32 protein-coding genes, 1 tRNA gene and 1 pseudogene are annotated in these 26,558 nt (G+C 63.6%); 32 read left to right on the top strand and 2 right to left on the bottom strand.

Annotated features, from left to right (window positions below):
• Positions 1–17: 17 nt before the first annotated feature.
• Positions 18–854, bottom strand: coding sequence for an aldo/keto reductase (locus ABDZ89_RS01100; RefSeq protein ID WP_343775782.1), 837 nt, complete (start codon positions 852–854; stop codon positions 18–20).
• Positions 855–1,338: 484 nt separating this feature from the next.
• Positions 1,339–1,409 (bottom strand) — tRNA-Gly (locus ABDZ89_RS01095).
• A 108-nt stretch (positions 1,410–1,517) separates the two neighbouring features.
• On the opposite strand from ABDZ89_RS01095, the gene ABDZ89_RS01090 reads away from it, so the two are divergent.
• From ABDZ89_RS01090 to ABDZ89_RS00940, 32 genes and pseudogenes are all read left to right on the top strand, one after another.
• Positions 1,518–2,798: a PQQ-dependent sugar dehydrogenase gene (locus ABDZ89_RS01090; RefSeq protein ID WP_343775779.1), complete on the top strand. Its 1,281-nt coding sequence runs from the start codon at positions 1,518–1,520 to the stop codon at positions 2,796–2,798.
• Between the two features lie 163 nt (positions 2,799–2,961).
• Entirely contained in the window at positions 2,962–3,828 is an 867-nt protein-coding gene (locus ABDZ89_RS01085) for a putative RNA uridine N3 methyltransferase (protein WP_343776233.1), read from the top strand.
• Positions 3,829–3,832: 4 nt separating this feature from the next.
• Positions 3,833–4,849, top strand: coding sequence for a 50S ribosomal protein L3 (locus ABDZ89_RS01080; protein WP_343775776.1), 1,017 nt, complete (start codon positions 3,833–3,835; stop codon positions 4,847–4,849).
• A 3-nt stretch (positions 4,850–4,852) separates the two neighbouring features.
• Positions 4,853–5,599, top strand: a complete 747-nt coding sequence (gene rpl4p / locus ABDZ89_RS01075) for a 50S ribosomal protein L4 (protein WP_343775773.1) — start codon at positions 4,853–4,855, stop codon at positions 5,597–5,599.
• Positions 5,596–5,850: a 50S ribosomal protein L23 gene (locus ABDZ89_RS01070; protein WP_343775771.1), complete on the top strand. Its 255-nt coding sequence runs from the start codon at positions 5,596–5,598 to the stop codon at positions 5,848–5,850. The genes rpl4p and ABDZ89_RS01070 overlap by 4 nt, the downstream gene beginning before the upstream one ends.
• A gap of 1 nt (position 5,851) precedes the next feature.
• Positions 5,852–6,574 (top strand): 50S ribosomal protein L2, encoded by a 723-nt coding sequence (locus ABDZ89_RS01065; protein WP_343775769.1) that lies wholly within the window; start codon positions 5,852–5,854, stop codon positions 6,572–6,574.
• Positions 6,571–6,996, top strand: coding sequence for a 30S ribosomal protein S19 (locus ABDZ89_RS01060; RefSeq protein WP_343775766.1), 426 nt, complete (start codon positions 6,571–6,573; stop codon positions 6,994–6,996). The genes ABDZ89_RS01065 and ABDZ89_RS01060 overlap by 4 nt, the downstream gene beginning before the upstream one ends.
• Before the next feature lie 3 nt (positions 6,997–6,999).
• Positions 7,000–7,464, top strand: coding sequence for a 50S ribosomal protein L22 (locus ABDZ89_RS01055; RefSeq protein WP_343775763.1), 465 nt, complete (start codon positions 7,000–7,002; stop codon positions 7,462–7,464).
• Entirely contained in the window at positions 7,464–8,411 is a 948-nt protein-coding gene (locus ABDZ89_RS01050; RefSeq protein ID WP_343775761.1) for a 30S ribosomal protein S3, read from the top strand. The genes ABDZ89_RS01055 and ABDZ89_RS01050 overlap by 1 nt, the downstream gene beginning before the upstream one ends.
• Positions 8,412–8,630 (top strand): 50S ribosomal protein L29, encoded by a 219-nt coding sequence (gene rpmC / locus ABDZ89_RS01045; protein WP_343775759.1) that lies wholly within the window; start codon positions 8,412–8,414, stop codon positions 8,628–8,630.
• A 1-nt stretch (position 8,631) separates the two neighbouring features.
• Positions 8,632–9,090, top strand: coding sequence for a ribonuclease P protein component 1 (locus ABDZ89_RS01040; protein WP_343775756.1), 459 nt, complete (start codon positions 8,632–8,634; stop codon positions 9,088–9,090).
• Positions 9,081–9,425, top strand: coding sequence for a 30S ribosomal protein S17 (locus ABDZ89_RS01035; protein ID WP_343775753.1), 345 nt, complete (start codon positions 9,081–9,083; stop codon positions 9,423–9,425). The genes ABDZ89_RS01040 and ABDZ89_RS01035 overlap by 10 nt, the downstream gene beginning before the upstream one ends.
• Entirely contained in the window at positions 9,425–9,823 is a 399-nt protein-coding gene (locus ABDZ89_RS01030; protein ID WP_004597429.1) for a 50S ribosomal protein L14, read from the top strand. Before ABDZ89_RS01035 ends, ABDZ89_RS01030 begins: the two co-directional genes overlap by 1 nt.
• A gap of 2 nt (positions 9,824–9,825) precedes the next feature.
• Complete coding sequence (gene rplX, locus ABDZ89_RS01025; RefSeq protein ID WP_343775750.1) at positions 9,826–10,182, top strand: 50S ribosomal protein L24; 357 nt, start codon at positions 9,826–9,828, stop codon at positions 10,180–10,182.
• Positions 10,179–10,898: a 30S ribosomal protein S4e gene (locus ABDZ89_RS01020; protein ID WP_343775747.1), complete on the top strand. Its 720-nt coding sequence runs from the start codon at positions 10,179–10,181 to the stop codon at positions 10,896–10,898. The genes rplX and ABDZ89_RS01020 overlap by 4 nt, the downstream gene beginning before the upstream one ends.
• The gene (locus tag ABDZ89_RS01015) at positions 10,891–11,415 is read left to right on the top strand and encodes a 50S ribosomal protein L5 (protein WP_343775744.1); all 525 of its coding nucleotides are present in this window, start codon (positions 10,891–10,893) and stop codon (positions 11,413–11,415) included. The genes ABDZ89_RS01020 and ABDZ89_RS01015 overlap by 8 nt, the downstream gene beginning before the upstream one ends.
• The gene (locus ABDZ89_RS01010) at positions 11,412–11,585 is read left to right on the top strand and encodes a 30S ribosomal protein S14 (RefSeq protein WP_004597423.1); all 174 of its coding nucleotides are present in this window, start codon (positions 11,412–11,414) and stop codon (positions 11,583–11,585) included. Before ABDZ89_RS01015 ends, ABDZ89_RS01010 begins: the two co-directional genes overlap by 4 nt.
• Positions 11,586–11,587: 2 nt before the next feature.
• Entirely contained in the window at positions 11,588–11,980 is a 393-nt protein-coding gene (locus ABDZ89_RS01005; RefSeq protein WP_004047215.1) for a 30S ribosomal protein S8, read from the top strand.
• A gap of 2 nt (positions 11,981–11,982) precedes the next feature.
• Complete coding sequence (locus ABDZ89_RS01000) at positions 11,983–12,516, top strand: 50S ribosomal protein L6 (protein WP_343775739.1); 534 nt, start codon at positions 11,983–11,985, stop codon at positions 12,514–12,516.
• A 3-nt stretch (positions 12,517–12,519) separates the two neighbouring features.
• A complete protein-coding gene (locus tag ABDZ89_RS00995) occupies positions 12,520–13,230 on the top strand; it encodes a 50S ribosomal protein L32e (protein ID WP_343775736.1) in 711 nt (236 codons plus the stop codon).
• Positions 13,223–13,684, top strand: a complete 462-nt coding sequence (locus tag ABDZ89_RS00990; protein WP_343775733.1) for a 50S ribosomal protein L19e — start codon at positions 13,223–13,225, stop codon at positions 13,682–13,684. The genes ABDZ89_RS00995 and ABDZ89_RS00990 overlap by 8 nt, the downstream gene beginning before the upstream one ends.
• A complete protein-coding gene (locus tag ABDZ89_RS00985) occupies positions 13,684–14,241 on the top strand; it encodes a 50S ribosomal protein L18 (protein ID WP_343775730.1) in 558 nt (185 codons plus the stop codon). The genes ABDZ89_RS00990 and ABDZ89_RS00985 overlap by 1 nt, the downstream gene beginning before the upstream one ends.
• Positions 14,234–14,881, top strand: coding sequence for a 30S ribosomal protein S5 (locus ABDZ89_RS00980; protein WP_343775728.1), 648 nt, complete (start codon positions 14,234–14,236; stop codon positions 14,879–14,881). The genes ABDZ89_RS00985 and ABDZ89_RS00980 overlap by 8 nt, the downstream gene beginning before the upstream one ends.
• Positions 14,881–15,345, top strand: coding sequence for a 50S ribosomal protein L30 (locus tag ABDZ89_RS00975; protein ID WP_343775725.1), 465 nt, complete (start codon positions 14,881–14,883; stop codon positions 15,343–15,345). Before ABDZ89_RS00980 ends, ABDZ89_RS00975 begins: the two co-directional genes overlap by 1 nt.
• Positions 15,342–15,839, top strand: a complete 498-nt coding sequence (locus tag ABDZ89_RS00970; RefSeq protein ID WP_343775723.1) for an uL15m family ribosomal protein — start codon at positions 15,342–15,344, stop codon at positions 15,837–15,839. The genes ABDZ89_RS00975 and ABDZ89_RS00970 overlap by 4 nt, the downstream gene beginning before the upstream one ends.
• Position 15,840: 1 nt before the next feature.
• A complete protein-coding gene (gene secY / locus ABDZ89_RS00965; protein WP_343775720.1) occupies positions 15,841–17,322 on the top strand; it encodes a preprotein translocase subunit SecY in 1,482 nt (493 codons plus the stop codon).
• Positions 17,323–17,406: 84 nt separating this feature from the next.
• A complete protein-coding gene (locus ABDZ89_RS00960; protein WP_343775717.1) occupies positions 17,407–19,533 on the top strand; it encodes a DUF7845 domain-containing protein in 2,127 nt (708 codons plus the stop codon).
• A 389-nt stretch (positions 19,534–19,922) separates the two neighbouring features.
• Positions 19,923–24,056, top strand: coding sequence for an Eco57I restriction-modification methylase domain-containing protein (locus ABDZ89_RS00955; RefSeq protein WP_343775714.1), 4,134 nt, complete (start codon positions 19,923–19,925; stop codon positions 24,054–24,056).
• Positions 24,053–24,799, top strand: a complete 747-nt coding sequence (locus ABDZ89_RS00950) for a hypothetical protein (protein ID WP_343775711.1) — start codon at positions 24,053–24,055, stop codon at positions 24,797–24,799. Before ABDZ89_RS00955 ends, ABDZ89_RS00950 begins: the two co-directional genes overlap by 4 nt.
• 42 nt (positions 24,800–24,841) lie before the next feature.
• Positions 24,842–25,009: pseudogene (locus ABDZ89_RS17075) on the top strand (restriction endonuclease); the annotation flags it as partial.
• A 108-nt stretch (positions 25,010–25,117) separates the two neighbouring features.
• The gene (locus tag ABDZ89_RS00945) at positions 25,118–25,657 is read left to right on the top strand and encodes a hypothetical protein (RefSeq protein WP_343775709.1); all 540 of its coding nucleotides are present in this window, start codon (positions 25,118–25,120) and stop codon (positions 25,655–25,657) included.
• A gap of 96 nt (positions 25,658–25,753) precedes the next feature.
• On the top strand, positions 25,754–26,362 hold the full coding sequence (locus ABDZ89_RS00940; RefSeq protein ID WP_343775707.1) for a hypothetical protein: 609 nt from the start codon (positions 25,754–25,756) through the stop codon (positions 26,360–26,362).
• Positions 26,363–26,558 lie beyond the last annotated feature (196 nt).

Here is a 26,558-nt window from a genome sequence, read left to right as displayed (position 1 = left end):
TTGCGGCCGCGAGCCCGTTACTGCTCGATCCCGTACACGTCGCTCGTCCAGTCGCGGGCCGGGGTGTCGTACACCGGCGCGTCGCGGTCGCGCTCGTCGAGCCGCCGCCGGTCGGCCGCGTCGAGCTCCCAGTCGAGGTCGGCGTTGGCCCGGACGTGGTCCGGCGTCGACGACCGCGGCAGCGGGACCACGCCGCTGTCTATCGCCCACCGGACGACGACCTGCGCCGGGTGCTTGTCGTACTTCTCGGCCAGCTCGGCGACGACCTCGTCGCCGAACACGTCGGTTCGCGCGAGCGGTGCCGCCGCCTCGACCACGGTGTCGGTCTCACGGCAGTAGTCGACGAGGTCCGGGCGCTGGAACCACGGGTGGAACTCGATCTGGTTGACCGCGATCGGTACGTCCGAGACGTGGTGGGCGCAGCTCAGCTGGTACGCGCTGAAGTTCGAGACGCCGACGTCGCGAACGAGCCCGCGCTCGCGGAGCTCCGCCATCGCCCGGAGCGTCTCGCGCAGCGAGATGGCGGGGTTGGGCCAGTGGACGAGGTACAGGTCGAGGTAGTCGGTGCCGAGCCGGTCGAGCGAGGCCTCGCAGGACTCGATCACCGACTCGTAGTTGAGGTTCTTCGCGAGCACCTTCGAGGTGAGGAACACGTCGTCGCGGTCGTACTCCGCGAGCGCGTCGCCGATGGCCGCCTCGTTGTGATACCCCTCCGCGGTGTCGATGTGCGCGTAGCCGGCGTCGAGCGCCGCGCGCACGCTGTCGGCCGTCTCGTCGTCCGCGAGGTCGTACGTACCCAGTCCGAGCGCCGGCAGCTCGGCGCCGCTCGGCAGCGTTTTCGTTGGAACGGTCACACCGAAGGGGTTCGGCGGATCGCCGATTGAAACTACCGGTCGGGGAACAGTGGACCCGCTCAAACATCGTGCGATGGCGCGCGCCTCCGAGCGGTCGCCCCCGGCGACCGCGAAAGAGCGCCGCGCGAGGGACGCGGTGAGCGCTCGGAGAGCGCGAACCGCGAGGCTGGGGAGGCGTGAGGTGCGGTGCTGCGAGAGAAAGCGGATCTACGGGGCTACTCCGAACGAGACGAATTGCTCTCGGGGTCGACTCGCGTAGTTCGGAAACGCGCCGGCCGAGACTCCCGTGAGCGGAGCGAACGGGAGTCAGGCCGGGGCACGACTGAAAGGAGTACACCGGCCGAGATTTGAACTCAGAATCAGACGTGCTCGCTCACGCTCGCTTCGCTCGCGGCTTCGCCGCTCGCACTTCGAGGCGCTCGCTGCGCGCGACTGATAGCGTTCAAACCTCTCTCTCGGAGATTTCCTCGCTTCGCTCGGAAAATGCACCGGCCGAGATTTGAACTCGGGTTGCAACCATGGCAAGGTTGCGTGATACCACTACACTACCGGTGCGTGCTTCGCACTCGATCGTAGCCCGGGTCGGAGATATAAGGGTTCCGAACGACGGTCGGCGGAAGGGTCATCGGTACCGCGTCCCCACGTCCGTTCGTACTCCGACCCATGACTCGCCTCCCCGATCGAGCCGACAGACGCAGCGTCCTCCGCGCCACCGCGGGCTTCGCCGGTACCGCCGCTCTCCCAGCGCTCGCCGGGTGTCTCGGCGGCGAGGGCTCCGACGACGCCGACGGCACCGACGGAGGCGACGGAACCGACGCGGACCCCCCGCCGGACGACGGTGCCGACGTCGCGTACGCGGTCGAGACGGTCGCGGAGGGGTTCGAGAACCCCTGGGGGATCGCCTTTCTCCCCGAGGACGGCCGCCTGCTCGTCACCGAGCGTCCGGGGCGGCTCTCCGTGGTCGATCCCGTCGACGGGACGGTCGAGGGGGTCGCGGGCGCGCCCGAGGTGTTCGCCGAGGGGCAGGGCGGCCTGCTCGACGTCGCGGTTCACCCGGACTACCCGGACGACCCGCGGGTGTACCTCACCTACTCGGGAGCGAACGACGCGGGCGAGTCGACGACGCACCTCGGCGCCGGGCGGCTCCCGCTCGACGGCGACGGGGCTCCGACGCTCAACGGGTTCGAGCCGATCCGCGTCGCCGAGCCGTTCCGCGAGGGCGCGAACCACTTCGGGTCGCGGGCGACCTTCGGTCCCGACGGGGCACTGTTCCTCACGGTCGGGGACCGGCGCGACACCGACTTCGGTCCCGACCACGTCTCGCAGGACCGCTCGAACGGACTCGGCGCGACGCTGCGGCTCACGGCCGACGGCGACGCCCACCCCGAGAACCCCTTCGTGGACGACCCGGACGCGGCCGACGCGCTCTACAGCTACGGCCACCGTAACCCGCAGGCGATGACGGTGCGCCCCGAGACCGGCGCTATCTGGCAGTGCGAGCACGGCGAGGAGGACGGCGACGAGATCAACGTCGTCGAAGCCGGTGGGAACTACGGCTGGCCGGTCGCCAGCGAGGCCTGCCGTTACGGGACCGACGACCCGTTCGCGCCCGGGCACGGCGAGCGCGACGACGTGATCGCGCCGGTCCACTACTGGCCGTGCGGCTCCGGCGGGTTCCCGCCGAGCGGGGCCGTCTTCTACGACGGCGACGCCTTCCCCGAGTGGCGCGGCGACCTCTTCGCGGGCACGCTGGCGGCCCGGTACCTCGGTCGGTTCACCGTCGCGGGCACCGGTGCCGAGGGGGCGTCGGTCACGGAGCGCGATCCCCTGCTCGCCGACCGCGGGTGGCGCGTTCGCGCGCTCGCCGTCGAACCCGACTCCGGACACCTCTACGTCGCGGTCGACGACGGCGACGCGCCGGTGGTCAGGCTCGTCCCCGAGTGAGTAACCGGCCCGACGACGGTCCGCCGCCGATCGCGGTGACGGTTCGCACGGTTTCGGGGTCGAAATCGACCGCCAGACCCCGTGTGAACGCGGCACAGCCCGAAATCGGGACCGCTATCCTTTTACGGTGCCGTCCGAAATCGAGGTGTACAGTCTCGCCACGATGCGTACCGAAGACGGACTCACGATCTGTGTTCCGTCTTCGGTCGTCCGGGAAGCCGAGGACGATCGCGAGGCGACTCGCAAACTCGGCTACGTCGCCCGTGCGGCGGCGGTCTTCCGGGCGGATCGGCTGGTCGTCTTCCCCGACGGGGACGGCGACGGTCGACGGGGCGGGGAGTACGTCCGCACCGTGCTGGGGTACGCCGCGACGCCGCCGGAACTCCGAAAGGACCTCTGGGGGCAACGCGACGAACTCCGGTACGTCGGCGTGCTCCCCCCGCTCCGCGTGCCGTGGCGGACCGGCTCGACCCCTAGCGGGGAAGAGTCGAAAACACAGGGACTCGTGACCGAGGTCGGACCTGAAGGCCGCGTCCGGGTCAATTCCCCGCTGGGGGAACACCCGATCTCCCTGCTCGTTCCCTCCGGAATGGAGGTCGAGCAGGGGGAGCGCGTTACCATCAGGGTCTCTTCGAGAGAACCGGTCCGCGCCCGCATCACCGGGAAGCCGGAGGTCGGCTTCCAGGTCGTGGACGCGGACCTGTCGGAAGCGCTCGCCGGCGACGGACTGGCCGTCGCGACGTCGCGACACGGAGCGGAACTCTCCGTCTCGCGGCTCGGCGACCTCGTCTCGGATGCCCGCGAGGCCGGCGGTTACACCGTCGCCTTCGGGGCGCCCGAGCGGGGGCTTCCGGAGATGCTCGGGCTTTCGCCCGACCGCATTCGGGCGGCCGTCGCCGACGGCCGCTCGGTCGAACCCGATCCGGGGTTCGACCTCTGGCTGAACACGATCCCGGCACAAGCGAGCGAGGTCGTCCGGACGGAGGAGGCTCTGTTCGCGACCCTCGGCTCGCTCACACTCACGGAGTAAACACATGCCACAACCAAGCCGACCACGAAAGGGCTCGCTGGGCTACGGCCCGCGCACCCGCGCAGACAGCGAGGTGCCGCGCATCCGTTCGTGGCCAGAAGACGATGGGGCCCCTGCGCTGCAGGGATTCGCCGGCTACAAAGCCGGAATGACCCACGTCATGATGGTCAACGACGAGGCGAACTCGCCGCGTGAGGGGATGGAAGAGGCCGTCCCCGTCACCGTCGTCGAGACGCCGCAGATGTACGCCGTCGCCCTGCGCGCTTACGAAGACACGCCGTACGGACAGAAGCCGGTCGCTGAGGTCTGGAGCGGTGAGTTCCACGAGGAGCTCGACCGCGCGCTCGACCTGCCGGCCGAAGACACCTTCGAGGCCGACGCGGACGAACTGCGCGCGCTGCTCGACGACGGCGTCGTCGACGACCTGCGCGTCATCACGCACACCGCTCCCTCGGAGCTCTCGAACGTCCCGAAGAAGAAGCCGGACGTCATGGAGACACGCGTCGGCGGCGGCTCCCTCGAGGAGCGCGCCGACTTCGGGCTGGACCTGGTCGCCGACGGCGGCGCCCACGAGTTCGGCGACGTCTTCCGCGCCGGCCAGTACACCGACGTCTCCGGAATCACGAAGGGCAAAGGGACGCAGGGCCCCGTCAAGCGATGGGGCGTTCAAAAGCGGAAGGGCAAACACGCCCGTCAGGGATGGCGGCGCCGGATCGGCAACCTCGGTCCGTGGAACCCCTCCCGTGTGCGCTCCACCGTGCCCCAGCAGGGGCAGACCGGCTACCACCAGCGCACCGAGCTCAACAAGCGCCTCATCGACTTCGGCGAGGGCGACGACGCCTCCGTCGACGGCGGCTTCGTCAACTACGGCGAGGTCGACGGTGAGTACGCGCTCATCAAGGGCTCGCTGCCGGGACCGGACCAGCGCCTGCTTCGGTTCCGCCCGGCTATCCGGCCGAACGACCAGCCGCGCCTCGACCCCGAGGTCCGGTACGTTTCCACCGAATCCAACCAAGGATAACCAATGAACGCAACAGTACACGACCTGGACGGCGACGAGGCGGGCAGCATCGAGCTGCCGTCCGTCTTCGAGACCGCGTTCCGACCGGACCTCATCGGTCGCGCGGTCGACGCCGCTCAGGCAAACCGGAAGCAGGCCTACGGGGCCGACGAGTTCGCCGGGCTTCGAACGCCCGCCGAGTCGTTCGGTTCCGGCCGCGGACTCGCGCACGTCCCGCGCTCGGAGAACGTCGCTCGCCGCGTCCCGCACGCCGTGTCGGGCCGCGCCGCGCATCCCCCGAAGGCCGAGAAAGACCAGTCGAAGAAACTGAACGACAAGGAGCGACAGCTCGCCATCCGGTCGGCCATCGCGGCCACGACCGACGCCGAGCTCGTCGCCGAGCGCGGGCACGCGTTCGACGAGGACCTCGACCTCCCGCTCGTCGTGAGCGACGAGTTCGAGGACCTCCAGAAGACGCAGGAGGCTCTCGGCGTCCTCGAAGCCGTCGGCGCCGACGCCGACATCGAGCGCGCCGAGGACGGCCGCTCCGTCCGCGCCGGACAGGGGAAGGCCCGCGGCCGCAAGTACCGTCAGCCCAAGTCCGTGCTCGTCGTCACCAGCGAGGAGCCGTCCCGCGCCGCCCGCAACCTCGCGGGCGTCGACGTCGCGACCGCGGCAGAGGTCAACGCGGAAGACCTCGCGCCGGGCGCGCACCCGGGCCGACTCACGCTGTGGACCGAAAGCGCCGTCTCGGAGGTGGCCGACCGATGAACTCGCTCATCGACCATCCGATCGTCACCGAGCAGGCGATGAACGAGATGGACTTCAACAACAAGATGCTCTTCCTCGTCGACGTCGACGCGACCAAACCGGAGATCAGCTCCGAGGTCGCGGAGCGCTACGACGTGGGCGTCGTCGACGTGAACACGCAGGTGACACCGCAGGGCGAGAAGAAGGCGATAGTCACCCTCTCCGAGGACGACGACGCGACCGAGGTCGCATCGCGGATCGGGGTGTTCTGAGATGGGACGACGAATTCAAGGACAACGACGTGGACGCGGCGGCCCGACGTTCCGGGCCCCGTCCCACCGATACAAGGCCGAACTGTCGCACAAGAAACTCGAGGACGTGGACACGATCACCGGCGAAATCGTCGGGATCGAACACGACCCCGCTCGCTCGGCTCCCCTCGCGGAAGTGGAGTTCGAGGACGACGACCGTCGTCTCGTGCTCGCGCCGGAAGGCGTGCGCGTGGGCGAGACGATTCAGGTCGGCGTGAGCGCGGAGATCAAGCCCGGAAACACGCTCCCGCTGGCGGAGATCCCCGAGGGCGTCCCGGTCTGTAACGTCGAGAGTAACCGTGGGGACGGTGGCAAGTTCGCCCGCGCGTCCGGCGTGTCGGCGACGCTGCTCACCCACGACCGCGACGTCGCGGTCGTTCAGCTCCCCAGCGGCGAAGTGAAGCGACTCGACCCGCAGTGCCGCGCCACGATCGGCGTGGTCGCGGGGGGCGGCCGGACGGAGAAACCCTTCGTCAAGGCCGGCAACAAGCACCACAAGATGAAGTCGCGGGGCACGAAGTACCCGCGCGTACGCGGCGTCGCGATGAACGCCGTCGACCACCCCTTCGGTGGCGGTGGTCGCCAACACCCCGGACAGCCGAAGTCCGTCTCGCGGAACGCCCCGCCGGGACGCAAGGTCGGTGACATCGCATCCAAGCGCACCGGACGAGGTGGCAACAAATGAGTTCAGATTACCGAACCGGCCGCGAGGACAAGGAGTTCGCCTACCGCGGTCACTCGCTCGACGAGCTGCAGGAGATGGACGTTGACGAAGTCGCGGAACTGCTCCCCGCACGCCAGCGGCGAAGCATCGTTCGCGGTCTCGGCACCGAACAGCAGAAGCTGCTGGAGACGGTCCGAAGCCGCGACAAGGAGACGACGGCGGACGACCCGATCCGGACGCACCTGCGCGACATGCCGGTCCTGCCGGAGTTCGTCGGCGTCACCTTCTCCGTGTACAACGGACACAGCTTCGAGCGCGTTCAGGTCGAGCCCGAGATGATCGGGCACTACCTCGGTGAGTTCCACCTCACGCGAAGCACCGTCGAACACGGTCAGGCCGGCATCGGCGCGACCCGGTCCTCGAAGTTCGTGCCGCTCAAGTAACCCATGGGAATCAACTACAGCGTCGAGGCCGACCCGGAGACCACCGCCAAGGGGATGCTCCGCGACCGGCCCATCAGCGTGAAGGACAGCAAGGAGATCTCCCGGGAGATCAAAGGCGAAACGGTCGCCGACGCGGAAGCGTTCCTCCAGGAGGTCATCGACGAGGAGACGTCGGTGCCGATGCGCCAGCACAACGCCGGCGCGGGCCACCGCTCCGACATCGACGGCTGGGACGCCGGCCGATACCCGGAGAAGGCCGCCAAGGACTTCCTCAAGCTCCTCGAGAACGTCAAGAACAACGCGATCGAACAGGGCTTCGACGGCGAGGATATGATCATCAAACACGTCGCCCCCCACAAGGTCGGCGAACGACCCGGCCGGAACCCCCGCGCCGCGGGCGCGACGCAGTGGAACACCACGCTCGCCGACGTCGAACTGATCATCGAGGAGCCGGAGGCTGACAACTAATGGCTGACGAACACCAATTCATCGAGGACGGCCTGCGCCGTTCCCAGATCAACGAGTTCTTCGCGGACGAGCTCGGCCGCGCCGGCTACGGCGGGATGGACGTCGCCCAGACGCCGATGGGCACGCAGATCGTCCTGAAGGCCGAAAAGCCCGGGATGGTGATCGGAAAGGGCGGGAAGAACATCCGCAAGATCACCACCGAGCTCGAGGACCGCTTCGACATGGACGACCCGCAGATCGACGTTCAGGAGGTCGACGAGCCCGACCTGAACGCGCAGATCGTCGCGGACCGTCTCGCGAACGCCTTAGAGCGCGGCTGGTACTTCCGGAAGGCCGGTCACACCACGATCGACCGGATCATGGACGCCGGCGCGCTGGGCGCCGAGATCGTCTTGAGTGGGAAGGTCACCGGGGCGCGCTCGCGCGTCGAGAAGTTCAACCGCGGCTACATCAAGCACAACGGCGAGCCCGCAGAGGAGGTCGTCGACCACGGTCAGGGCGTCGCGGTGATGAAGCTCGGGACGATCGGCGTCAACGTGAAGATCATTCCGCCGGGCGCGAAGCTCCCGGACGACTTCGACATCCGAGAGGACGCCGAGGTTCCGGAGGTCGAGCAGGCGACGGTCGACGCGGGCGACGACGAGGGCGTCGAGGCGCTCCTCGAGGACGAGCCCGAAGAGGTCCCGGACGTGGGCGCCGACGACGACGTCGACGTGCCCGACGAGGACCCGGCCGACGCAATCGACGAGGAGGTCGTCGAAGAGGTCGTCGAGGAGACCAAAGACACGGCCACCGAGGCGACCGACGTCGCCGCGGAGGAGCCGGTCGGCGACGACGACGTCGAAGCCGACGAGCTCGACGAACTCGACGAGGAGATCGAGTCCGAGGCGGCCGACCTCGTCGCTGAGATGGAAGCGGCCGACGAAGAAGACGAGGAGGACGAGTAAATGGCGATACTCTACACGGACGAGATCCGCGACATGACCGCCGCCGAGCGGCAGGTCGAACTCGAGGAGCTCGAGACCGAGCTGCTCAACTCGAAGGCGCAGCGGGCGGCCGGCGGCATGCCGGAGAGCCCGGGACGCGTCAACGAGCTGAAGAAGACGATCGCGCGGATCAAGACGATCCAGGCGGAAGAAGGCGACTTCGACGAGGACGAACAGTAAGATGATCTCCCCCGACCAGCTCGTTCGACACGAACTCGTCGGCCTCCCGGTTCGGGTGGTCGACGCCGACAGCGACGCCCACGTGGGTATCGCCGGTCGCGTGCTCGACGAGACGTTCGGCACCCTCGTGGTCCGAACGGCGTCGGGGGACAAACGCGTGCCCAAGTCGGGCGCGACGTTCGAGTTCGGCGTCGTCGAGACGCCGACCGCTCGCACAGATGAAGCCGCCGGCGACGATCAGTCGCCGGGGTCCGCGTCCCAACTCGGGTCGGATACTACGGGGGTACGCCCCCGTCAGTCTGGCCCGTCCGGGTCCACAAGCGTCGTCACCGGTGACGGCGCGGGTCCGGCGAGCCGACGAGGCGAGTGCAAAGACGCGGTCTACGCGACGGTGGATGGCGATCGGTTGCGATATCGACCCGCCGAACGCACCGAACGAGGTGCCACACAATGGCGATAGGAATCGACGTACCCACGCCTCCGGAGCCAGACAACCCGGAGGATTACGACTACGAGAAGTGCCCGTTCTACGGGCAGCTCTCCGTCCGCGGCCAGACCCGCGAGGGAACGGTCGTGTCGACGGATATGGCAAAGACCGTCATCGTCGAGCGAGAGTACGACGTGTTCGTACCGAAATACGATCGGTACATGAAGCGTCGCTCGCGCATCCCGGCTCACGTGCCGGGCGTGCTCGACTCGCTCGAAGTCGGTGACGAAGTGAAAATCGCGGAGACGCGACCGCTCTCGAAGACGAAGTCCCACGTCGTCGTCGAGATTCTGTCGGGTGATCAGTGATGGAGGCGCTCAAGGCCGACGTCACGCAGGGGCTCTCGAAGGGCTCGCTCATCACGTGCGCCGACAACACCGGCGCCCGTGAGCTGAAGGTGATCTCCGTGTCGGGCTACTCCGGCACGAAGAACCGCCACCCGAAGGCAGGAATCGGCGACAAGGTGACCGTCTCGGTCACCAAAGGGACGCCGGAGATGCGGCGGCAGGTGCTGGAGGCGGTCGTCGTCCGCCAGCGCAAGCCGATCCGCCGTCCGGACGGCACGCGCGTGAAGTTCGAGGACAACGCGGCCGTCATCATCGACGACCTCGAGGAGCCGCGGGGCACTGAGATCAAAGGCCCCGTCGCCCGCGAGGTCGCCGAACGATTCGGGAGCATCGCCTCGACCGCGACGATGATCGTCTAACTATGACGAAACAGCCACGCAAACAACGAAAACGGTCGGAGACCGCGCCGCTCCACGAGCGGCAGAATCAGGTCCGGGCCACCCTCACCGAGGATCTCCGCGAGGAGTACGGGCAGCGGAACGTCCGCGTCAACGCCGGCGACACCGTCGAGGTGCTTCGCGGCGACGCGGCCGGGACGGAGGCCGAAGTCATTTCGGTCGACCTGTCCGCAGAGCGGATCACGGTCGAGGACGTCACCGTCGAGAAGGCGGACGGGGAGGAAGTTCCCCGCCCCATCCCGGCGAGTAACATCCGGGTGACCGAACTGGACCTTGAAGACGAGCGCCGTGAGGCGCGGCTCCAGGAGGACAACGAATGACGCGACACCAGAAGCGACTGTCAGTACCGAACTCCTGGCCGGTCGAGCGCAAGACCGACACGTTCACCGTGAAGGCGGGCGCGGGCCCGCACGGCGAGGCGGGCGTTCCGCTCGTCGTCCTGCTGCGGGACGTGCTCGGTTACGTCGACTCGACGAAGGAGGCGCGCTACGCGCTGAACAACGACTCGATCCTCGTCAACGGCGACGCGATCTCGGACGAACAGCGTCCGATCGGGATGTTCGACATCCTGGCGTTCCCCGAGCGCGGGGAGTTCTTCCGCGTCTTCCCCGACGAGGGCGGTCGGCTCGCGCTGACTCCCGTCGACGAGGACGCCGCGAGCAGCCGGCTCGGGAAGATCACGAACAAGACCGTCGTCCCCGGCGGAGACGTCCAGCTGACGCTCCACGACGGGACGAACGTGCTCGTCGACGACGACGCCGACTACGAGACGAACGACTCGATCGTCGTCGACAACGAGTCGAAGGAGATCGTCGCCCACTTCGAGTACGAAGAGGGGGCGCTCGTGACCGCCGTCGCCGGCCAGCACGCCGGCCACATCGGCGAGATCGACGCCATCGACGTGACGCTCGGCTCCGGAGACAACACCGTTTCCGTCGCCGACGAGGACGACGGCTACGAGACGGTCGAGGAGTACGTCGTCGTGATCGACGAGAACTTCACCGACGACGAGACGGCGGGTGATTCGGATGAGTGAATCCGAGAGCGCCGCTCACGAGATGCGCGAGCCGTTCCTCGAGAAGGTCGTCGTCCACATGGGCGTCGGGCAGGGCGGTGAACCCCTCGCCGACGCAGAGCAGATAATCGAGGAGATCACGGGCCAGCAGTCGGTCCGGACGACCTCGAAGCGAACCATCGCCGAGTTCGGCATCCGCAAGGGTGACCCGATCGGCGTCAAGGTGACGCTGCGGGGCGAGGACGCGCACGCGTTCCTCCAGACCGCGCTGGACCTGGTCGACGTCGGCCGGAGCCAGTTCGACGACACGGGCAACCTCAGCTTCGGGGTCGAGGACCACACCGACTTCCCGAGCCAGGAGTACGATCCCAACACCGGGATCTACGGCCTCGACGTGACGACGACGATCGTCCGTCCCGGCTACCGCGTCTCGAAACGCGACAAGGCGACGGGAACGATTCCCGCGCGCCACCGGATGACAGCCGAGGACGCGGCCGCGTTCCTCGAAACGAACTTCGACGTCGAGGTAACCGAATGAGCGAAGCGAACAACGACACGGGCGAGCACGCCGCGAAACGCACCGACTCCCGGCACACGTGCCGGCGGTGCGACCGCGAGCAGGGACTCGTCGGCAAGTACGACATCAACCTCTGCCGGCAGTGTTTCCGCGAGGTCGCTCGAGACATGGGATTCGAGAAGTACAGCTGATTATGACGGGAAACGATCCATTCACCAACGCGCTCGCCGGCATGGACAACGCCGAGAGCGTTGGCCACCTGTCGTACACGGTAGAGCCCGCTTCGAACATCATCGGCTCCGTCCTCGAGGTCCTCTACGACCGCGGGTACGTCGACGGCTTCGAGTACGTCGACGACGGGAAAGCCGGGAAGTTCGAGGTCGAATTGAAAGGCGCGATCAACGAGTGTGGCGCCGTCAAGCCCCGCTACTCGGCGGGTGCGGACGAGTTCGAGAAGTGGGAGAAGCGATACCTCCCCGCCCGTGACTACGGGACGCTCATCGTCACGACGAGCCACGGCGTCATGAGCCACTACGAGGCCCGCGAAGAGGGCATCGGTGGCCAAGTGATCGCATACGTCTACTAACAATGAACAGAGTCGAAATCGAGATTCCGGACGACGTCTCCGCCGAGATCGATCACCTCGAACTCACCGTCGAAGGGCCGAACGGGAGCGTCACGCGACGCCTCTGGTACCCCGACGTCGAGGTCACCGTCGAGGACGGTGCGGTGGTCATCGCCTCCGAGAACGAGGACGCGAAGACCAACGCCACGGTCGGTACCTTCGAGAGCCACGTCGCCAATATGATCCACGGCGTCACCGACGGATGGGAGTACGCGATGGAAGTGTACTACGCCCACTTCCCGATGCAGGTGACCGTGGAGGGCGACGAGGTCGTCATCGAGAACTTCCTCGGAGAGAGCGCCGCGCGGCGCACCCCGATCCGCGGAGACACGGACGTACAGGTCGACGGCGAGACGGTCACGCTTTCGGGCTCCGACAAGGAGGCCGTCGGGCAGACCGCCGCCGACATCGAACAGCTGACGAAGGTGACCGACAAGGACACGCGCGTCTTCCAAGACGGCGTGTACATCGTCGAGAAGCCCACCGGAGGTGCCTAACACATGGCAGACGAACTGGAAGACATCAGCGGTGTCGGTCCCTCGAAGGCGGACGCGCTTCGCGAGGCCGGCTACGAGACGGTCGAAGACGTGAAGGCCGCCTCCCAGTCGGAGCTCTCCGAGGTCGACGGCGTCGGGAACGCGCTCGCCGCGCGTATCAAGGCCGACGTCGGCGGGCTGGAGGTCGACGAGGAGGCGGACGCGGAGATCGAAGACGAGACGGAAGAGGAGGAGCCGGTCGAGGAGACCGAGGAGTCCGAATCCGTCGAGACGGAGCTTCGCCCCCGCGGTCACGCCGACAAGACGCCGGAACTGGACGACGAGACCGCTCGCGCGCTCGCACAGAAGCACCGCGAGGGGAAACCGCAGTTCAACCGGCAGGACTACCACAAGAAAAAGCGGATCCCGACGTCGTGGCGCAAGCCGCGTGGCGGGCTCTCCAAGCAGCGCCGCCGCATGAAATCGAAGGGGCCGGTCGTCGAGGCCGGCTTCCGCTCGCCGACGGCGTCGCGCGACCTCCACCCGAGCGGCTTCGAGGAAGTCCGCGTTCACAACACGGACGACCTCGAGGGCGTCGACGGGGACACGGAGGCGGTGCGTATCGCCTCGAAGGTCGGCGGCCGCAAGCGCGAACTGATCGAAGACGAGGCGGAGGAGCGAGGAATTCGCGTGCTGAACCCGACCTACGTCGAAGTGGAGGTCGACGATGAGTGATCTGAAGGCGCAGAAACGACTCGCAGCGGACGAGCTGGACGTCGGCAAGGGCCGCGTCTGGCTCGACCCCGACGCACAGGAAGAGATCGAAGACGCGATCACCCGCGAGGACATCCGCGAGCTCATCGAACAGGGAACGATCCGCGAGGCCGACTCGAAGACGAACTCGCGCGGTCGCGCCCGTGAGCGCGCTGAGAAGCGCTCGTACGGGCATCAGTCGGGCGCCGGTACCCGGAAGGGGAAGTCCGGCGCGCGGCAGAACACGAAAGACGACTGGAAGGCGCGGATCCGCGCACAGCGGGCGCGCCTGAAGGAGCTTCGCGACGATGAAGACGTGCTCGACGCCTCCGAGTACCGCACGCTCTACAACAAGGCGAGCGGTGGGGACTTCGAGGACGTCGCCCGTCTCGAGGCGTACATTCGGACGCAGTACGGTTACGAGGTGACGGACTAATGGCGACAGGACCACGATACAAGGTGCCGATGCGGCGCCGCCGAGAGGTCCGGACGGATTACCACCAGAGGTTGCGCCTGCTGAAATCGGGCAAGCCTCGCCTGGTCGCCCGGGTGAGCAACGCTCACGTCAGGGCGCAGCTGGTGACCCCCGGACCCGACGGCGACGAGACCCACGCGGCCGCCTCCAGCGAGGAGCTCGGCGAGTACGGCTGGGACGCCCCCACGGGCAACCTCCCCAGCGCGTACCTCACCGGGTACCTCGCGGGCGCTCGCGCCGTCGAAGCCGGCCTCGACGAGGCCGTCCTCGACATCGGGCTCAACACGGCGACCCCCGGCAATAAGACGTTCGCGGTACAGGAAGGAGCGATCGACGCGGGCCTCGAGATCCCGCACAACGACGACGTGCTGGCCGACTGGTCGCGCACGCGGGGCGAGCACATCGCTTCGTACGCCGAGCAGCTCGACGAGCCGCTGTACAGCGGCTCGTTCGACGCCAGCGAGCTACCCGAGCACTTCGACGACGTGCTCGCGACCATCCAGGAGGACCATGAGTAGACACAACGACGGCTGGGAACCGCGGACGCGACTCGGCCGCAAGGTACAGGACGGCGACATCACGTCGATGGAACAGGCGCTCAACTCCGGCCTCCCGCTGAAGGAGGCCGAGATCGTCGACCAGCTCCTTCCGGGGCTCGAAGACGAAGTGCTGGACATTAACATGGTCCAGCGCATGACCGACTCCGGTCGCCGCGTGAAATTCCGCTGTGTGGTCGCCGTGGGGAACCGCGACGGCTACCTCGGCTACGCGCAGGCCCGCGACGATCAGGTCGGCGGCGCCATCGAGAAGGCCATCGACGTCGCGAAGCTGAACGTGATTCAGGTCGACCGCGGCTCGGGCTCGTGGGAGGACCAGCCTGGCGGCACGAACTCCCTGACCCGCACGGCGAAAGGGAAGGCCGGTTCCGTCACCGTCGAGATCAAGCCCGCCCCGCAGGGGCTGGGCCTCGCGGCCGCGGAGACGGTTCGAAACATCTTGGAGCTCGCCGGCGTCGAGGACGCCTGGACGAACTCCGACGGCAACACGCGTACCACTGTGAACCTCGCGAAAGCGACGTTCAACGCCTTAGAGAACGCGGCACAGTCCCGTACGCCGCAGCACGCGCGTGAAGTCCACTACGACGAGGTGAGCGAGTGATGCAAGCGATCGTCCAGCTCCGCGGTGACGTCAACCTCGGGCACGGCGTCGAGGACACCCTCGACATGCTGAACATCGGGCGCGTCAACCACGCGACGCTCGTTCCCGAGACGGACTCGTACCGCGGCATGATCACGAAGGTCAACGATGTCGTCGCGTTCGGGGAACCGAGCGTCGAGAGCGTCGCGCGCACCGTCGCGCGACGCGGTGAGCCCGTCGAGGGCTCGGCCGATATCGACGACGAGTGGATCGACGACAACACCGACTACGCCGACCTGGAGGCGCTGGCCGAGGCGCTCGTCGACGAGGAGACGACCCTGCGCGAGCAGGGCATCTCGCCGACGCTCCGGCTCCACGCCCCCCGCGGCGGTCACGAGGGCATCAAACACCCCGTGATCGAGGGCGGCGAACTCGGGAGACACACTACCGAGGAGATCGACAGTCTCCTGGAGGCAATGCGATGACGAGCAAGAAACGCAGACAGCGCGGCTCTCGGACGCATGGCGGCGGCACGCACAAGAACCGGCGCGGCGCCGGTCACCGCGGCGGCCGCGGCGCGGCCGGCCGCTCGAAACACGAGTACCACAACTACGGCCCGCTCGGCAAGCACGGATTCAAGCGCCCCGAGGACGCGCAGACGGAAGTCCTCGAAGTGCGAGTCCAGAAGCTCGACGAGGACGCGGCGCTGTACGCCGCGGAGGGCCTCGCCGAGGAGGACGGCGACGCGTACGTCTTCGACGCGCGCGACGTCGTCGAGGACGGCCACGACGCCGACGTCGTGAAGGTGCTCGGTGGTGGGCAGGTCCGCCGCGAGCTCCGCGTCACGGCCGACGCGTTCACGGCCGGCGCAGTCGAACTCATCGAGGAGTCCGGCGGCGAGGCGACGCTTTCAGAGCGCGCCGAAGACGCCGCTGACGAACCGGAAAGCACTTCCGACGACGAGAACGACGAGGCGTAATATGAGCTGGAAGGAGGCCGCCGAACCGGTGCTCTCGCGGATGCCCGTCGTGGAGCGACCCGCGGGACACGTTCCGTTCAGACGGAAGCTCACGTGGACGGCCGGAATCCTGATCGTCTACTTCTTCCTCACGAACATCAACCCGTTCGGGTTGGCCGTCGGTCAGGGCTCCGACTTCTTCGGACAGTTCCGGTCGGTACTCGCCGGCTCGTCCGGCTCCCTGTTACAGGTCGGTATCGGACCGATCGTCACGGCGTCCATCGTGCTACAGCTGTTGGGCGGTGCGAATCTACTCGGGCTCGACACGGAGAACGACCCGCGTGATCAGGTCCTCTATCAGGGCCTCCAGAAGCTGCTCGTAGTCATCATCTCGGCGGTGACGGCGGCGCCGATGGTGTTCACCGGCAGCTTCCTTCCGGCCGACGACGCGGTCGCGAGCGCGCTCGGGATCGGCATATTCGGCGTGCAGGTGCTGATCTTCGCGCAGATCTTCGTCGGCGGCATCCTCATCCTGTTCATGGACGAGATCGTGAGCAAGTGGGGAGTCGGCTCCGGCGTCGGGCTGTTCATCATCGCGTCGGTGAGCCAGCAGATCGTCGGCGGCTTCTTCAGCTTCTCCGCGCTCGGCGCCTCCGGCTTCTTCGCGAACTGGTACGGCGTCATCTTCGGCGACGTGCCGGTGTCGATGTCGCCGTTCACGGCCGAAGGACTTCAGAACCTGCTGTTCGATCCGGGTAACATTCTGGCGCTTTTCACGACGGTGTTCATCTTCGGAATCGTCGTGTACGCGGAGTCGGTCCGCGTCGAGATCCCGTTGTCACACGCCCGCGTGAAGGGCGCCCGCGGACGCTTCCCGGTGAAGCTCATCTACGCGTCCGTTCTCCCGATGATCCTCGTTCGCGCGCTACAGGCGAACATCCAGTTCCTCGGGCAGATCCTCTCCTCGCAGTGGGCGGGGATGCCGGCGATACTCGGTGAGTACAGCGACGCCGGACAGCCCATCTCCGGGCTGTTCTACTACCTGAACCCGATCCAGAGCCGCGGACAGTGGATGTGGTTCCTCGGTGAGATTCCGGCGTCCGTCGAACCGTGGATGATCGCGGTCCGACTCGCCGTCGACCTGACGTTCATGATCGTCGGCGGCGCCATCTTCGCGATCTTCTGGGTCGAGACCACCGGCATGGGGCCGGAGGCGACCGCGAAGCAGATCCAGAACTCGGGCATGCAGATTCCCGGCTTCCGCCGGAACCCGCAGGTCGTCGAGAAGGTCATGGAGCGGTACATCCCGCAGGTGACCGTCATCGGTGGCGCCCTCGTCGGGCTGCTCGCCGTGATGGCGAACCTGCTCGGCACCATCGGACAGGTCTCCGGTACCGGACTGCTGCTGGCGGTCTCTATCACGTACAAGCTGTACGAGGAGATCGCAGAAGAGCAGTTGATGGAGATGCACCCGATGATGCGCCAGATGTTCGGAAACGAGTAACGAACATCTACACTCCTTTAAATTCTTTTTCGACCTTGAGCGGCCGCTCCATCCTCAGTTGGCTCCCATCTGGGGGTGGTCGCAGTGACCGACCCAGACGACTTCTTCGGGCAGCTCGACGAGGCCGAGGCGGTTACTGACGACCAGACGGACTCTATCGAAACATCGGTCGAGCAGACGGAAGCAGACGCACTCCGGGCAGGTGCGGATACGACAGCCAACTCAACCGCATCCACGGAGCCACGGCAAAGAACCGTTGACCCTCGATACATCGCTAGATGTCGGTTCTGTCGGTGTAAATTCAAACAACACCGTATCGCGGTGAGGCATGAGGGCAGGTGCGACGCTGAAGCAGTCTCACAGTGTCGGTACTGCCGCGAGACGCATACCTGGGACGACGACCCGACCCACCATCTCAAGACGTGTCAGGCGTACCAGCAAGCCGAGAAGCGTCTCGAAGAACAGAGTGAGTCGGATGCGACCGACACTGACGAGGCCACCGAGGCGGCCAATTCTGACGACGAACACTTCGCCCGTACGTTCATCGATCCGCAGCCTCACGAGTTCCACGCCTATCTCAAATGGAACTGTGAGGACCTCGCTAATCCGCTCCGATCGTACTTCGGCCTGCGCTCCCTCCAGGGAGAGCACGACTTCGAGCAACACGGGCGACTCAGGACGACGGCCGAAATCGACGGGACCGAGTGGAACGTTGAGTTCGGTTTCAAATCCTCCGGGCTAGCCCCACGCGCTGCCGAGAATTTCCAACTCGATGAGGTCCGGGAGTACCTCGTGTATGTCTATCCGAAAGGGTACGACTCGTGGGGTGCTGCCAAGTCAGAAGCTCGGAAGCGCGCGTACTTCCGAATCTCTCCCCGGTGGCCAGACATAGAGACAAAGGAGGGGAACAGGGCGATGTCCAACCCCTACGACTTGGAGGGGTACGACGTAGAGGTTGAGGGCTCATACTGGGACTTCGAACAGTACCCGTCGGTGCTCCGGCAGTCGCTCGATGCGCTCGCGACGCGTCAGGGGTTCCGATTCAACAGTCCGACGCCCATCTATCCGGCCGATTTCGATGAGGATCGGCTCCATAGATCGTCGAATATCGTCGACGCGGAGCTATACGTCAGAGTGCTCAAAGGGGAGACCGGTGAGGTCATCGCGTACGATGGGACGCTTCACGAGGTCTCACTGTTGCTGGCCGGCGACCGCGAAGGCTACACGAAGTCGGTCCGTGACGACCGGGAGTGTCCTGGTCACTATCATACCGCGACTATCGACTCTCGTCGTGCCGGCGAGTTAGTCGGCAGCCACGAGCTAGCGAAGGAGTTCAAACACTACCACATGCGAAACCCCGACGCCGTCGAGGGGACAGCGCTCGAAAACCCGAAGATTGGCGTCTCCTTCCAGAACTCGATCCACGACGACACGCTGTACTGGAGTGACCTCGACACGCTTGTCACCGAACTCGACGAGGCGCTATTGAACGTTCTCAACTGGTCGAACATTCCTACTCGTCCGGACGGCCAGATGTTCGTCGACGACGACTACTTCGAGGTGACCGGATCTCGTCGGTGGCGGAAGATCCTTCCCGACCGTCTACCGCGAATCGAGACCAAACAAGATGATCAGATCTTCGCGTCAGCGGCGCAGATGAACGAGACGGACACGGAGCTGGTCGAGACGCTGCTCACGGACGGCGGAGAGACGTCGCCGAAAGAGTTGGCCCGTTCCATCGGTGTTCATCTCGACACCGTCTATCGCGCTCTCAAGCGGCTCTCGCCGCTCGTGGATCATACCTACGGAGAGGTTCAAATTGGGTCGAAGTACATCGCCCAAGAATTGACGGGCTATATCGATGCGGTGTCGAACAGTATCAAGTCTGGGCTTGAGAACGCGCTCGACGGACTTACTAGAGCGGAGGCTCACGCCGGTGACGACGACCCGTGGAGTCGCTGGCTCGACAGATACGGCGGAGAGATTAGCCGCACGGAAGGCGTGGATCCCGACGAGCTCGACATCGGATTCCAGCCTGAGACCCTCAGTGAGGCACGACGGCTCCTCCGTAGTGGGGCGAGTCAGTGGTCGAAGGTAACGGACGAGAAGCTTCGGCAGTTCGCGTTCGAGTTCGCGCCGAAGATCACTCTCGTCGACGGGAGTGTATACGAGCCTCGGTACTTTGCCGATGCGTTAGGAACTCCCGGATAGCGCGGGGCCTCCTGAGAGGCATCACTATCGATCCGGGTATTTAGAGGATTATTTTGCTACTTTTCGCGGGGTATTCGCGAGTGGTTCGCTGATGATGCGATCCCTGAGCGTCCGCACCGTTTCCCCTACCGGCGTAACTTCGAGGTGGGGTGCCCAACTCTCAGTTACGTGTGTGGCTAAGGAGCCACTAGAGTAAACCACTGCCTCGCTTCGCTCGGCAGATTCCAGCAGAAACGCAGGGGGTCGGCGCGCCTGACTCGGCGCGCCTTGATTTGAAATTTTACATTGATACCGCTACCAACGCTTGTTCGAAACCTTTTGTGAATATTCTGACTTAATAGCAGCTCCGTCATCTATTTACTCGCGCTGACGTGTGAATCTGATATCACATGAGCCAAGCGACGATTGGAAGTGGTCCCTATCGGAACTCCAACCTCTTCTCTGGCTACTATCTCGACGAGCGTGTTGCTGACCTCGACGACTGGGAATCCGACGACGAGGCCGAAGCGGCCTTCGAAGCCCTCCGCGAACTCTGGGAACTAGAGGGAGAGTACGTCGCCTCGCATGGCGAGGACGAACTGATCGACCAGTGGATTGGTGAGGTCCTCGATATCCTCGGGTTCGACACGATCTCCGAGGGGACGCTTCCCGGCGGCGGCGGGTACGTCGACCGGCTGCTCTACGAGTCGAGAGACGACCGATACGCGGCTGTCGACCGGAAGGAGAACGACGACCGAGAGGGGATGTTCGCGGGGGCCTCCGCGCTGCTCGAAGCCAAACAGTGGGGCCACGACTTCGAGAAGCGGTTCAGCGACGAACGACCCTATCGTGACGCCTCACACCAGGTTAAGTACTACCTCGAACGGACGCCGCCCGACCTCAAGTGGGGGCTCCTCACGGACGGGAAGAAGTGGCGACTCTACGGGACGAAAGACTACGAGACACAAACGTACTACGAGGTCGACCTCCCGGAGCTACTCGAATCCGGGGACCTCCAGCAGTTCAAGTACTTCTACTGTTTCTTCCGGCCCAAGGCGTTCGTCGAGGTCGCGGGTAGCTCGTTCCTCGAAACCGTCTGGTCAGAGTCCGAGACCGCCGCACAGGAACTCGGCGAGGACCTCCAAGACAACGTGTTCACCGCGCTGCGAGTCCTCGGGAAGGGGTTCGTCGAGAACAACGATATCGAGATCGACCTAGAAGACGAGGACGGTCTCAGCGCCGACGAACTGAAAGAGCAGTCGCTCGTGCTGCTGTACCGGCTGATGTTCGTCCTCTACGCGGAGTCGCGTGGACTGATAGACCCGGAAAAGCCGGATGCGAACGCGGAGTACCACGAGAACTTCAGCCTCGAAGAGGTGCGAAGCGACATCATGGAGACGGTCGAGGGCGGCGACGTCGAGTCTGGGGCGGCGTTCCGCGAGGAGTACAGTACGTTCTCCACGACGATCTGGAACCGGCTCTCGCGGCTGTTCGAACTGATCGACGAGGGCGAGGAGGAGCTCGATATCCCGCCGTACAACGGCGGGCTGTTCGACCACGACGACCACGAGTTCCTCTCGGAAAACTCGGTCTCGGACCCGGCGATCGCGGAGGTCATCTTCCGGCTGTCGACCACGCAAAACGACGAGGGCGAGTACGTCCCGGCGGACTACGCCGACCTCGACACGCGGCACCTCGGCTCGATCTACGAGGGCCTGCTCGAACACGAGTTCCGGATCGCGCCGGAGGCGGGCATGGCCGCGGTCGCGGAGGACGGCGGACAGGTGTGGAAGCCGGGCGACGAGGTCTCGGTCGCGGACGCGGTCGAGGTCGTCGACGAGGGCGGGCTGTACGTCGTGAACGACGAGGGCGAGCGCAAGGCCACGGGGGCGTACTACACGCCGGACTACGTGGTCACCTACATCGTCGAGGAGACGATCGACCCACTGATCGACGAGATTCACGCGGACCTCGAAGCGGACGGACTCTCCCAGAGCGACGGGGAGTACTTCCGGCGGTTCTACGACCGCGTGACGGACCTGACGGTTCTTGATCCCGCGATGGGGTCCGGGCACTTCCTGACGAAGGCGACGGGCTACCTAACCGAGCACGTGATGAGCGTCGTTCGCGAGCAGGAGATTCAGTCGTACGACGAGCAGGAGTTCCGCCGGACGATCTCGAAGGAGGTCATCTACGGCGTCGACCTGAACGGGATGGCGGTCGAACTCGCGAAGCTCTCGATGTGGTTGGAGACGCTCGCGGCGGACCAGCCGCTCGCGTTCCTCGACCACCACCTGAAGGACGGGAACTCGCTCGTCGGGAGCGACATTACGGAGGTCCTCTCCGACGACAGCGAGGAGAACGGCGGCCAGTTGACGCTCACACAGGCCTTCGCACGCGTTCGGCAGGACACCCTCGGACACGTGATGGACCTGATGGCGGACCTACTGGCGTACGACAACGACTCGCTGGAGAGCGTGAAATCGATGGAGGAGCTGTACGACGAGATCCGCGACGATCCGCTGTACACGCGCCTCTTCGAGTTGGCGAACGTCCACACCGCCGAGGAGTTCGGCTGTGACGTGCCCGAGGACGCCTATGAGCAGATGGCGGGAGCGATCGAAGATGCGGACGACTGGGCGGAGATCCGCGAGAAGGATTGGTTTATCGCGGCACAGGCGACAGCCGACCAGCAGGACTTCTTCCACTGGGAACTAGAGTTCCCCGAGGTGTTCTTCAACGGAGACGGGGAGAAATTGGATGGTTCTGGATTTGATGTCGTTGTCGGGAATCCACCGTGGGTATCAAACTGGGAGTTAACAGAAGCAAACAAAGATCTTCCCGAACGCTTGGAGTCAATCTATCCGGAAGTGGCAGTGGGTCACTGGGATATGTATGTCCTATTCTGTTATAAATCACTTCAGTTGACTCAAAAGAATAACGGCCAACATGCTTTTATCACACCGTCTTCGCTCGGTACAGAAAAGTACGCGCGGAATATCCGTAAATATCTCATTGAAGAGACGGATATCCGTCAACTCATCCACTTTGGAGAGCGCTCTATCTTCCAAGAAGTGGATCGGCAGTGTCTAATCTACATCTCTTCTCCGGGTGCCAACACAAATAGAAAAACTCAGATTATTGAGTACGATGGGACCTCGTTCAGTCCTGAATTGGATGTCGATCAGTCTATGTTTCTGGAATATTCGAATTATTCCATAAGACCATCTTTAGCAGGTACAGACATGGAAATCAAAAACAAGTTGGAATCAAGCTCCACCCTACTAGGCAGGGTCTGTTGTGTTAACGTCGGCGTCGTAGCACACAGCGCGTCAGAAAGCGAGTTGGAATTTAAGAAAGATGACGTTATTCACATGGAAGATGGGGATGGATTTAAAAAATACATCCAAGGTAGCAACATAGAGAGATACAGCATCAACTGGGAAGGGGAATACATTGATTACGTATCAAAGAAAAATCACTTCCACAGGCCAAAATTTAGGGAGTTATTTGAATCTGATAAAATCGTTGTCCCACGGATCAGTAGCTCTGGCAATCGTATTAGTGCGTGTTACGATAAAACGGGATACTATAATAACGACAACGTGACGAATCTGGTTAATTGGTCCCCAGAAATCAGAAAGAAACAAAATCCAAAGGAATTCGATATTCATCCACGCGCAAGTGATTTTAATACCGCGTGTTTGACGGCAATAATCAATTCAAATGTTTTGAGCTATTATTTCAGTAAGTTCCTAGCAACAGACACACTACAGGGTAGTTACACAAGCATCTATCCCCAAGATCTGCGGAAACTGCCACTACCAACACTCAACACGCTATCGCAGAGTGCTACGATTAATAATTCTGACCACAACTTTGGAGAGTCATCTTATCTCGACACACTCTCAAAATTGACCAATGAGTTACAGGAAAAGAAGTTGACGTACAAATCACTTAATCTCAATTTGATTGATTATGTCGGGGGTGATTCCGGCGAGAAACGACTCTCAGAGATTGGACTGCTACAACCCACAGAGAAGAACATTCTTGAGTCGGACGCCACTGACTATGAAAACCTCCGTACTGGAAGTGTGCGCGTTGAGCAGAACGGCCCAACGGTTACAATTGAAGCCACTGCTCGCTACAAGCCCGACGACGAGGACGCACACGAGACCGACCAGTGGGGCTACACGGAGACGGAGTACCTGCCGGCGTTCCGGATCACGGACCTCACGGAACGCGAGGCGGACTTGATTGAGCACTTCGTTCCGGTCGCCGTCGACGAGGCGGGCGGCTTCGCGAACTTCCGCGAGACGGCGACGAAGACGAACTCGCTGATCGACCGGCTGAAGGCGATCGAACTGCCCGACGTCGACGACGTGGCCGACAACTTGGAGAACTACCTGGAGACGAAGGAGCGCGCCGAGGAGCTCGACGCGAAGATCGAGCAGACGGATAAGCTCATCGACGAGATCGTGTATGAGCTGTACGGGCTGACCGACGAGGAGATCGAGATCGTTGAGGAGGCGGTCGGGGAGTGAGCGAGTATCGGTCACTCGATTCGCTGACGAAAGACGACAAAATCGCAGGAAAGGTCAGAAGACAGTTGGAGGTGTTTCCACAGAAATTCCGAGAACTCGGTGAGGGCGGACAGCTTAGTGAACTCTTTCGCAGTCCGAAGAAATTCTCAGGAGCACGCGTTGAACAGGCTCCGGAGGTCTTCACAGAGCAGTATCTCATCGGACCGGTTCTCCACGGGCTTGGATACTTGAGTTCTGCCTCGGCAGAATACGACGGATCTGGACCGCATTTTATCCGCCAGCCGATAACGTATCGAAAGGTCGAGCCGAAACAACCCGACTATCTCCTGAAGAATATCGATCCAGCCATCGTGTGTATCGTTGAAGCGAAAGCGGTGAACCGGGAGCGAATGACGGGTGCGAAAACCCGCGCGAGTGACGACATTCAGGATTACCTCGAAGAAGATGCCTTCTGTAAATTCCTTCGCGATCTCGACCAGCGGTACTTAGTAGGGATTGGGACAGACGGATTCCGCTGGACACTCTGGATGAAAGATATCCATACGGGCGAGGAAAGAAGACACAACCCAAAGGTCGACATATCTGATGTCGTCAGAAAGGTTGCGAGCCGTCGAAATGTGATTGAAGGGAGTTTTTCGTCAGGGGCATCAGACGAACGTGAACACCTCGCTGAGGAGTTTGTCCCTGCTTTTGCCGCCGAGAACCTACCGAAGCACGTTAAATCGGTGTTTGAAGAGAACTAACCGTGAAGAGACGGACAGCGTCCTGAATATTCCAGAGACGGCGACGACGTGGCCGACGACTTGGAGAATTACCTGGAGACGAAATAGCCCGCCGAGGAGCTCGACGCGAAGATCAAACAGACGGACGAGCTTATCGACGAGATTGTATATGAGTGGTACGGGCTGGCCGACGAGGAGATCGATCTCGTTGAGAAGGCGGTTGAGAAGTAGGCTCTGTGAGGCTCGGTTTCCAATAGGTCAGTTATATAGGATTTCAATAAGTGCTCGATGACCGAATCGTCATGCGGATTCTTACCGTCGGGCGTCGAGAGGCGATCTATGTCGGACATCTGCTACTGCTACTACCCACGAACGCGCGCTCCACCGGAGTTCGTCGACGAGGTCGCCGCTGCCTTCCGAGCAAACGAGGACGCGATCTCGACCGTCGACGGCGACAATGGGCTCAAAAGTGACGACGTACTCGATGTCGTTCGCGACGACTTGGTGGCGATCGGCTTCGACATTGAGGAAGGCAAGAAGAAGGAGGAGAAGATCCACCGCCCGGTCCTTTTCGGCGAGAACGGCGAGCCGGACCTCCAGTACGAGGTCGACGGGTACCACGAAGGGAAGCGCTACGGACTGGAGGTGGAGGCGTCGCGAGCCGTACTGGGGAACGCACTGTATCGCGACCTGATTCAGGCTGCGGTGATGGTCCAGGTGGACACGCTCGTACTCGTGGTGCCGAACGTGTATCGGTACAACAGCGGCGGTCGAACGACCGAGAGCAAGGCGTATGAGAAGAGTAACGACGTGATCGACACGGTGTATGCGTCGGGGCGGATCGAACTGCCCTTCGAGACGCTCCTTATCGGGTACTGAGCGAAAGACTAGCTGTTCGTCGTCGCCGGTCTCCACGTCGCCTTTCCGCCGCACCAGCGGCAGGGATTTCATCAGGATAGCGGGAGAGATGAACTCATGAGCAGCGAAGAGCCTCTCACACGATTAGCACAAGACATCGCGACCATCATCCCGACCGTCGACGCGAACACTGAGGGACAGTATGGAGACGGAATCGGTTCGGAAGACGAACCGCGGCAGGTGGAACTGCTCGTCGACGAGTTACAGCGCTACAGCTCAAGATACCAGGGCACCCGACAGGAGGTCCCGTATCCGAGCGGGTCCGGAAGCTGTGATCTTGTGCTTCCGGGCGAGATCCCGGTTGAGTGTAAGCTACTCCGGTACTGGCGAGCAAACGGGGACTCGGAGGACTACATGCCGAAGCAGGTCTTCAGTCCGTTTCACGAGAATACGTTGCTGACCGACGCACAGAAGCTTAGCACGTCGGGATTCGAGCGCGACGGCGGGTTGCTCGGGCTCTTCTACAAGCGATCGGATGACGACCCTGAATCGGTTGCGAATCTCTCTGAACGGTTCACTGCGGAGCGGTTGGCCGAGAAGACGGCTCGCGATGTTGAGTACTGGTTCGATATCGACATCGACGTGTGTGGGGTCGCAAAATTTGACGGACTACAACATTCGGTACAGGCACAGGGGGCGGCGATCACGTGGGAAATCAAATCGTAGAACAAAGGGAGAACATCAGGAAGATGACAGAGAACAATATTTTCGGTTAGTTTTCATCGCCAACCCCGCCAGAATCATACCAATCTGGATCTCCGTCCTCTAAAACAATAACCACTGATATATCCAGCAACTCCAGCATATACAAAGAGATACTATCGTCATATCGTTTTGAGTTCACTGTACTGAGTGATCTACA

This window comes from Halorubrum ejinorense (assembly GCF_039522565.1).
In the GTDB taxonomy this organism is placed as follows: domain Archaea; phylum Halobacteriota; class Halobacteria; order Halobacteriales; family Haloferacaceae; genus Halorubrum; species Halorubrum ejinorense.
The sequence above is the reverse complement of the archived record's forward strand: the minus strand, read 5'-3'. Positions and strand labels throughout refer to the sequence as shown.

Bases quoted from the DNA above. Each gene is read 5' to 3' on its own strand.
- ABDZ89_RS00955 (WP_343775714.1), top strand. From the start codon at position 19,923: ATGAGCCAAGCGACGATTGGAAGTGGTCCCTATCGGAACTCCAACCTC.
- ABDZ89_RS00995 (WP_343775736.1), top strand. From the start codon at position 12,520: ATGGCAGACGAACTGGAAGACATCAGCGGTGTCGGTCCCTCGAAGGCG.
- ABDZ89_RS01065 (WP_343775769.1), top strand. From the start codon at position 5,852: ATGGGACGACGAATTCAAGGACAACGACGTGGACGCGGCGGCCCGACG.
- ABDZ89_RS01020 (WP_343775747.1), top strand. From the start codon at position 10,179: ATGACGCGACACCAGAAGCGACTGTCAGTACCGAACTCCTGGCCGGTC.
- ABDZ89_RS01030 (WP_004597429.1), top strand. From the start codon at position 9,425: ATGGAGGCGCTCAAGGCCGACGTCACGCAGGGGCTCTCGAAGGGCTCG.
- ABDZ89_RS00985 (WP_343775730.1), top strand. From the start codon at position 13,684: ATGGCGACAGGACCACGATACAAGGTGCCGATGCGGCGCCGCCGAGAG.
- ABDZ89_RS00990 (WP_343775733.1), top strand. From the start codon at position 13,223: ATGAGTGATCTGAAGGCGCAGAAACGACTCGCAGCGGACGAGCTGGAC.
- ABDZ89_RS01085 (WP_343776233.1), top strand. From the start codon at position 2,962: ATGCGTACCGAAGACGGACTCACGATCTGTGTTCCGTCTTCGGTCGTC.
- rpmC (WP_343775759.1), top strand. From the start codon at position 8,412: ATGGCGATACTCTACACGGACGAGATCCGCGACATGACCGCCGCCGAG.
- rpl4p (WP_343775773.1), top strand. From the start codon at position 4,853: ATGAACGCAACAGTACACGACCTGGACGGCGACGAGGCGGGCAGCATC.
- ABDZ89_RS01055 (WP_343775763.1), top strand. From the start codon at position 7,000: ATGGGAATCAACTACAGCGTCGAGGCCGACCCGGAGACCACCGCCAAG.
- ABDZ89_RS01080 (WP_343775776.1), top strand. From the start codon at position 3,833: ATGCCACAACCAAGCCGACCACGAAAGGGCTCGCTGGGCTACGGCCCG.
- ABDZ89_RS01005 (WP_004047215.1), top strand. From the start codon at position 11,588: ATGACGGGAAACGATCCATTCACCAACGCGCTCGCCGGCATGGACAAC.
- ABDZ89_RS01040 (WP_343775756.1), top strand. From the start codon at position 8,632: ATGATCTCCCCCGACCAGCTCGTTCGACACGAACTCGTCGGCCTCCCG.
- ABDZ89_RS01015 (WP_343775744.1), top strand. From the start codon at position 10,891: ATGAGTGAATCCGAGAGCGCCGCTCACGAGATGCGCGAGCCGTTCCTC.
- ABDZ89_RS00940 (WP_343775707.1), top strand. From the start codon at position 25,754: ATGAGCAGCGAAGAGCCTCTCACACGATTAGCACAAGACATCGCGACC.
- ABDZ89_RS01070 (WP_343775771.1), top strand. From the start codon at position 5,596: ATGAACTCGCTCATCGACCATCCGATCGTCACCGAGCAGGCGATGAAC.
- ABDZ89_RS01050 (WP_343775761.1), top strand. From the start codon at position 7,464: ATGGCTGACGAACACCAATTCATCGAGGACGGCCTGCGCCGTTCCCAG.
- ABDZ89_RS01000 (WP_343775739.1), top strand. From the start codon at position 11,983: ATGAACAGAGTCGAAATCGAGATTCCGGACGACGTCTCCGCCGAGATC.
- ABDZ89_RS00975 (WP_343775725.1), top strand. From the start codon at position 14,881: ATGCAAGCGATCGTCCAGCTCCGCGGTGACGTCAACCTCGGGCACGGC.
- ABDZ89_RS01010 (WP_004597423.1), top strand. From the start codon at position 11,412: ATGAGCGAAGCGAACAACGACACGGGCGAGCACGCCGCGAAACGCACC.
- ABDZ89_RS01035 (WP_343775753.1), top strand. From the start codon at position 9,081: ATGGCGATAGGAATCGACGTACCCACGCCTCCGGAGCCAGACAACCCG.
- ABDZ89_RS00980 (WP_343775728.1), top strand. From the start codon at position 14,234: ATGAGTAGACACAACGACGGCTGGGAACCGCGGACGCGACTCGGCCGC.
- ABDZ89_RS01060 (WP_343775766.1), top strand. From the start codon at position 6,571: ATGAGTTCAGATTACCGAACCGGCCGCGAGGACAAGGAGTTCGCCTAC.
- rplX (WP_343775750.1), top strand. From the start codon at position 9,826: ATGACGAAACAGCCACGCAAACAACGAAAACGGTCGGAGACCGCGCCG.
- ABDZ89_RS00970 (WP_343775723.1), top strand. From the start codon at position 15,342: ATGACGAGCAAGAAACGCAGACAGCGCGGCTCTCGGACGCATGGCGGC.
- ABDZ89_RS00945 (WP_343775709.1), top strand. From the start codon at position 25,118: ATGTCGGACATCTGCTACTGCTACTACCCACGAACGCGCGCTCCACCG.
- secY (WP_343775720.1), top strand. From the start codon at position 15,841: ATGAGCTGGAAGGAGGCCGCCGAACCGGTGCTCTCGCGGATGCCCGTC.
- ABDZ89_RS01090 (WP_343775779.1), top strand. From the start codon at position 1,518: ATGACTCGCCTCCCCGATCGAGCCGACAGACGCAGCGTCCTCCGCGCC.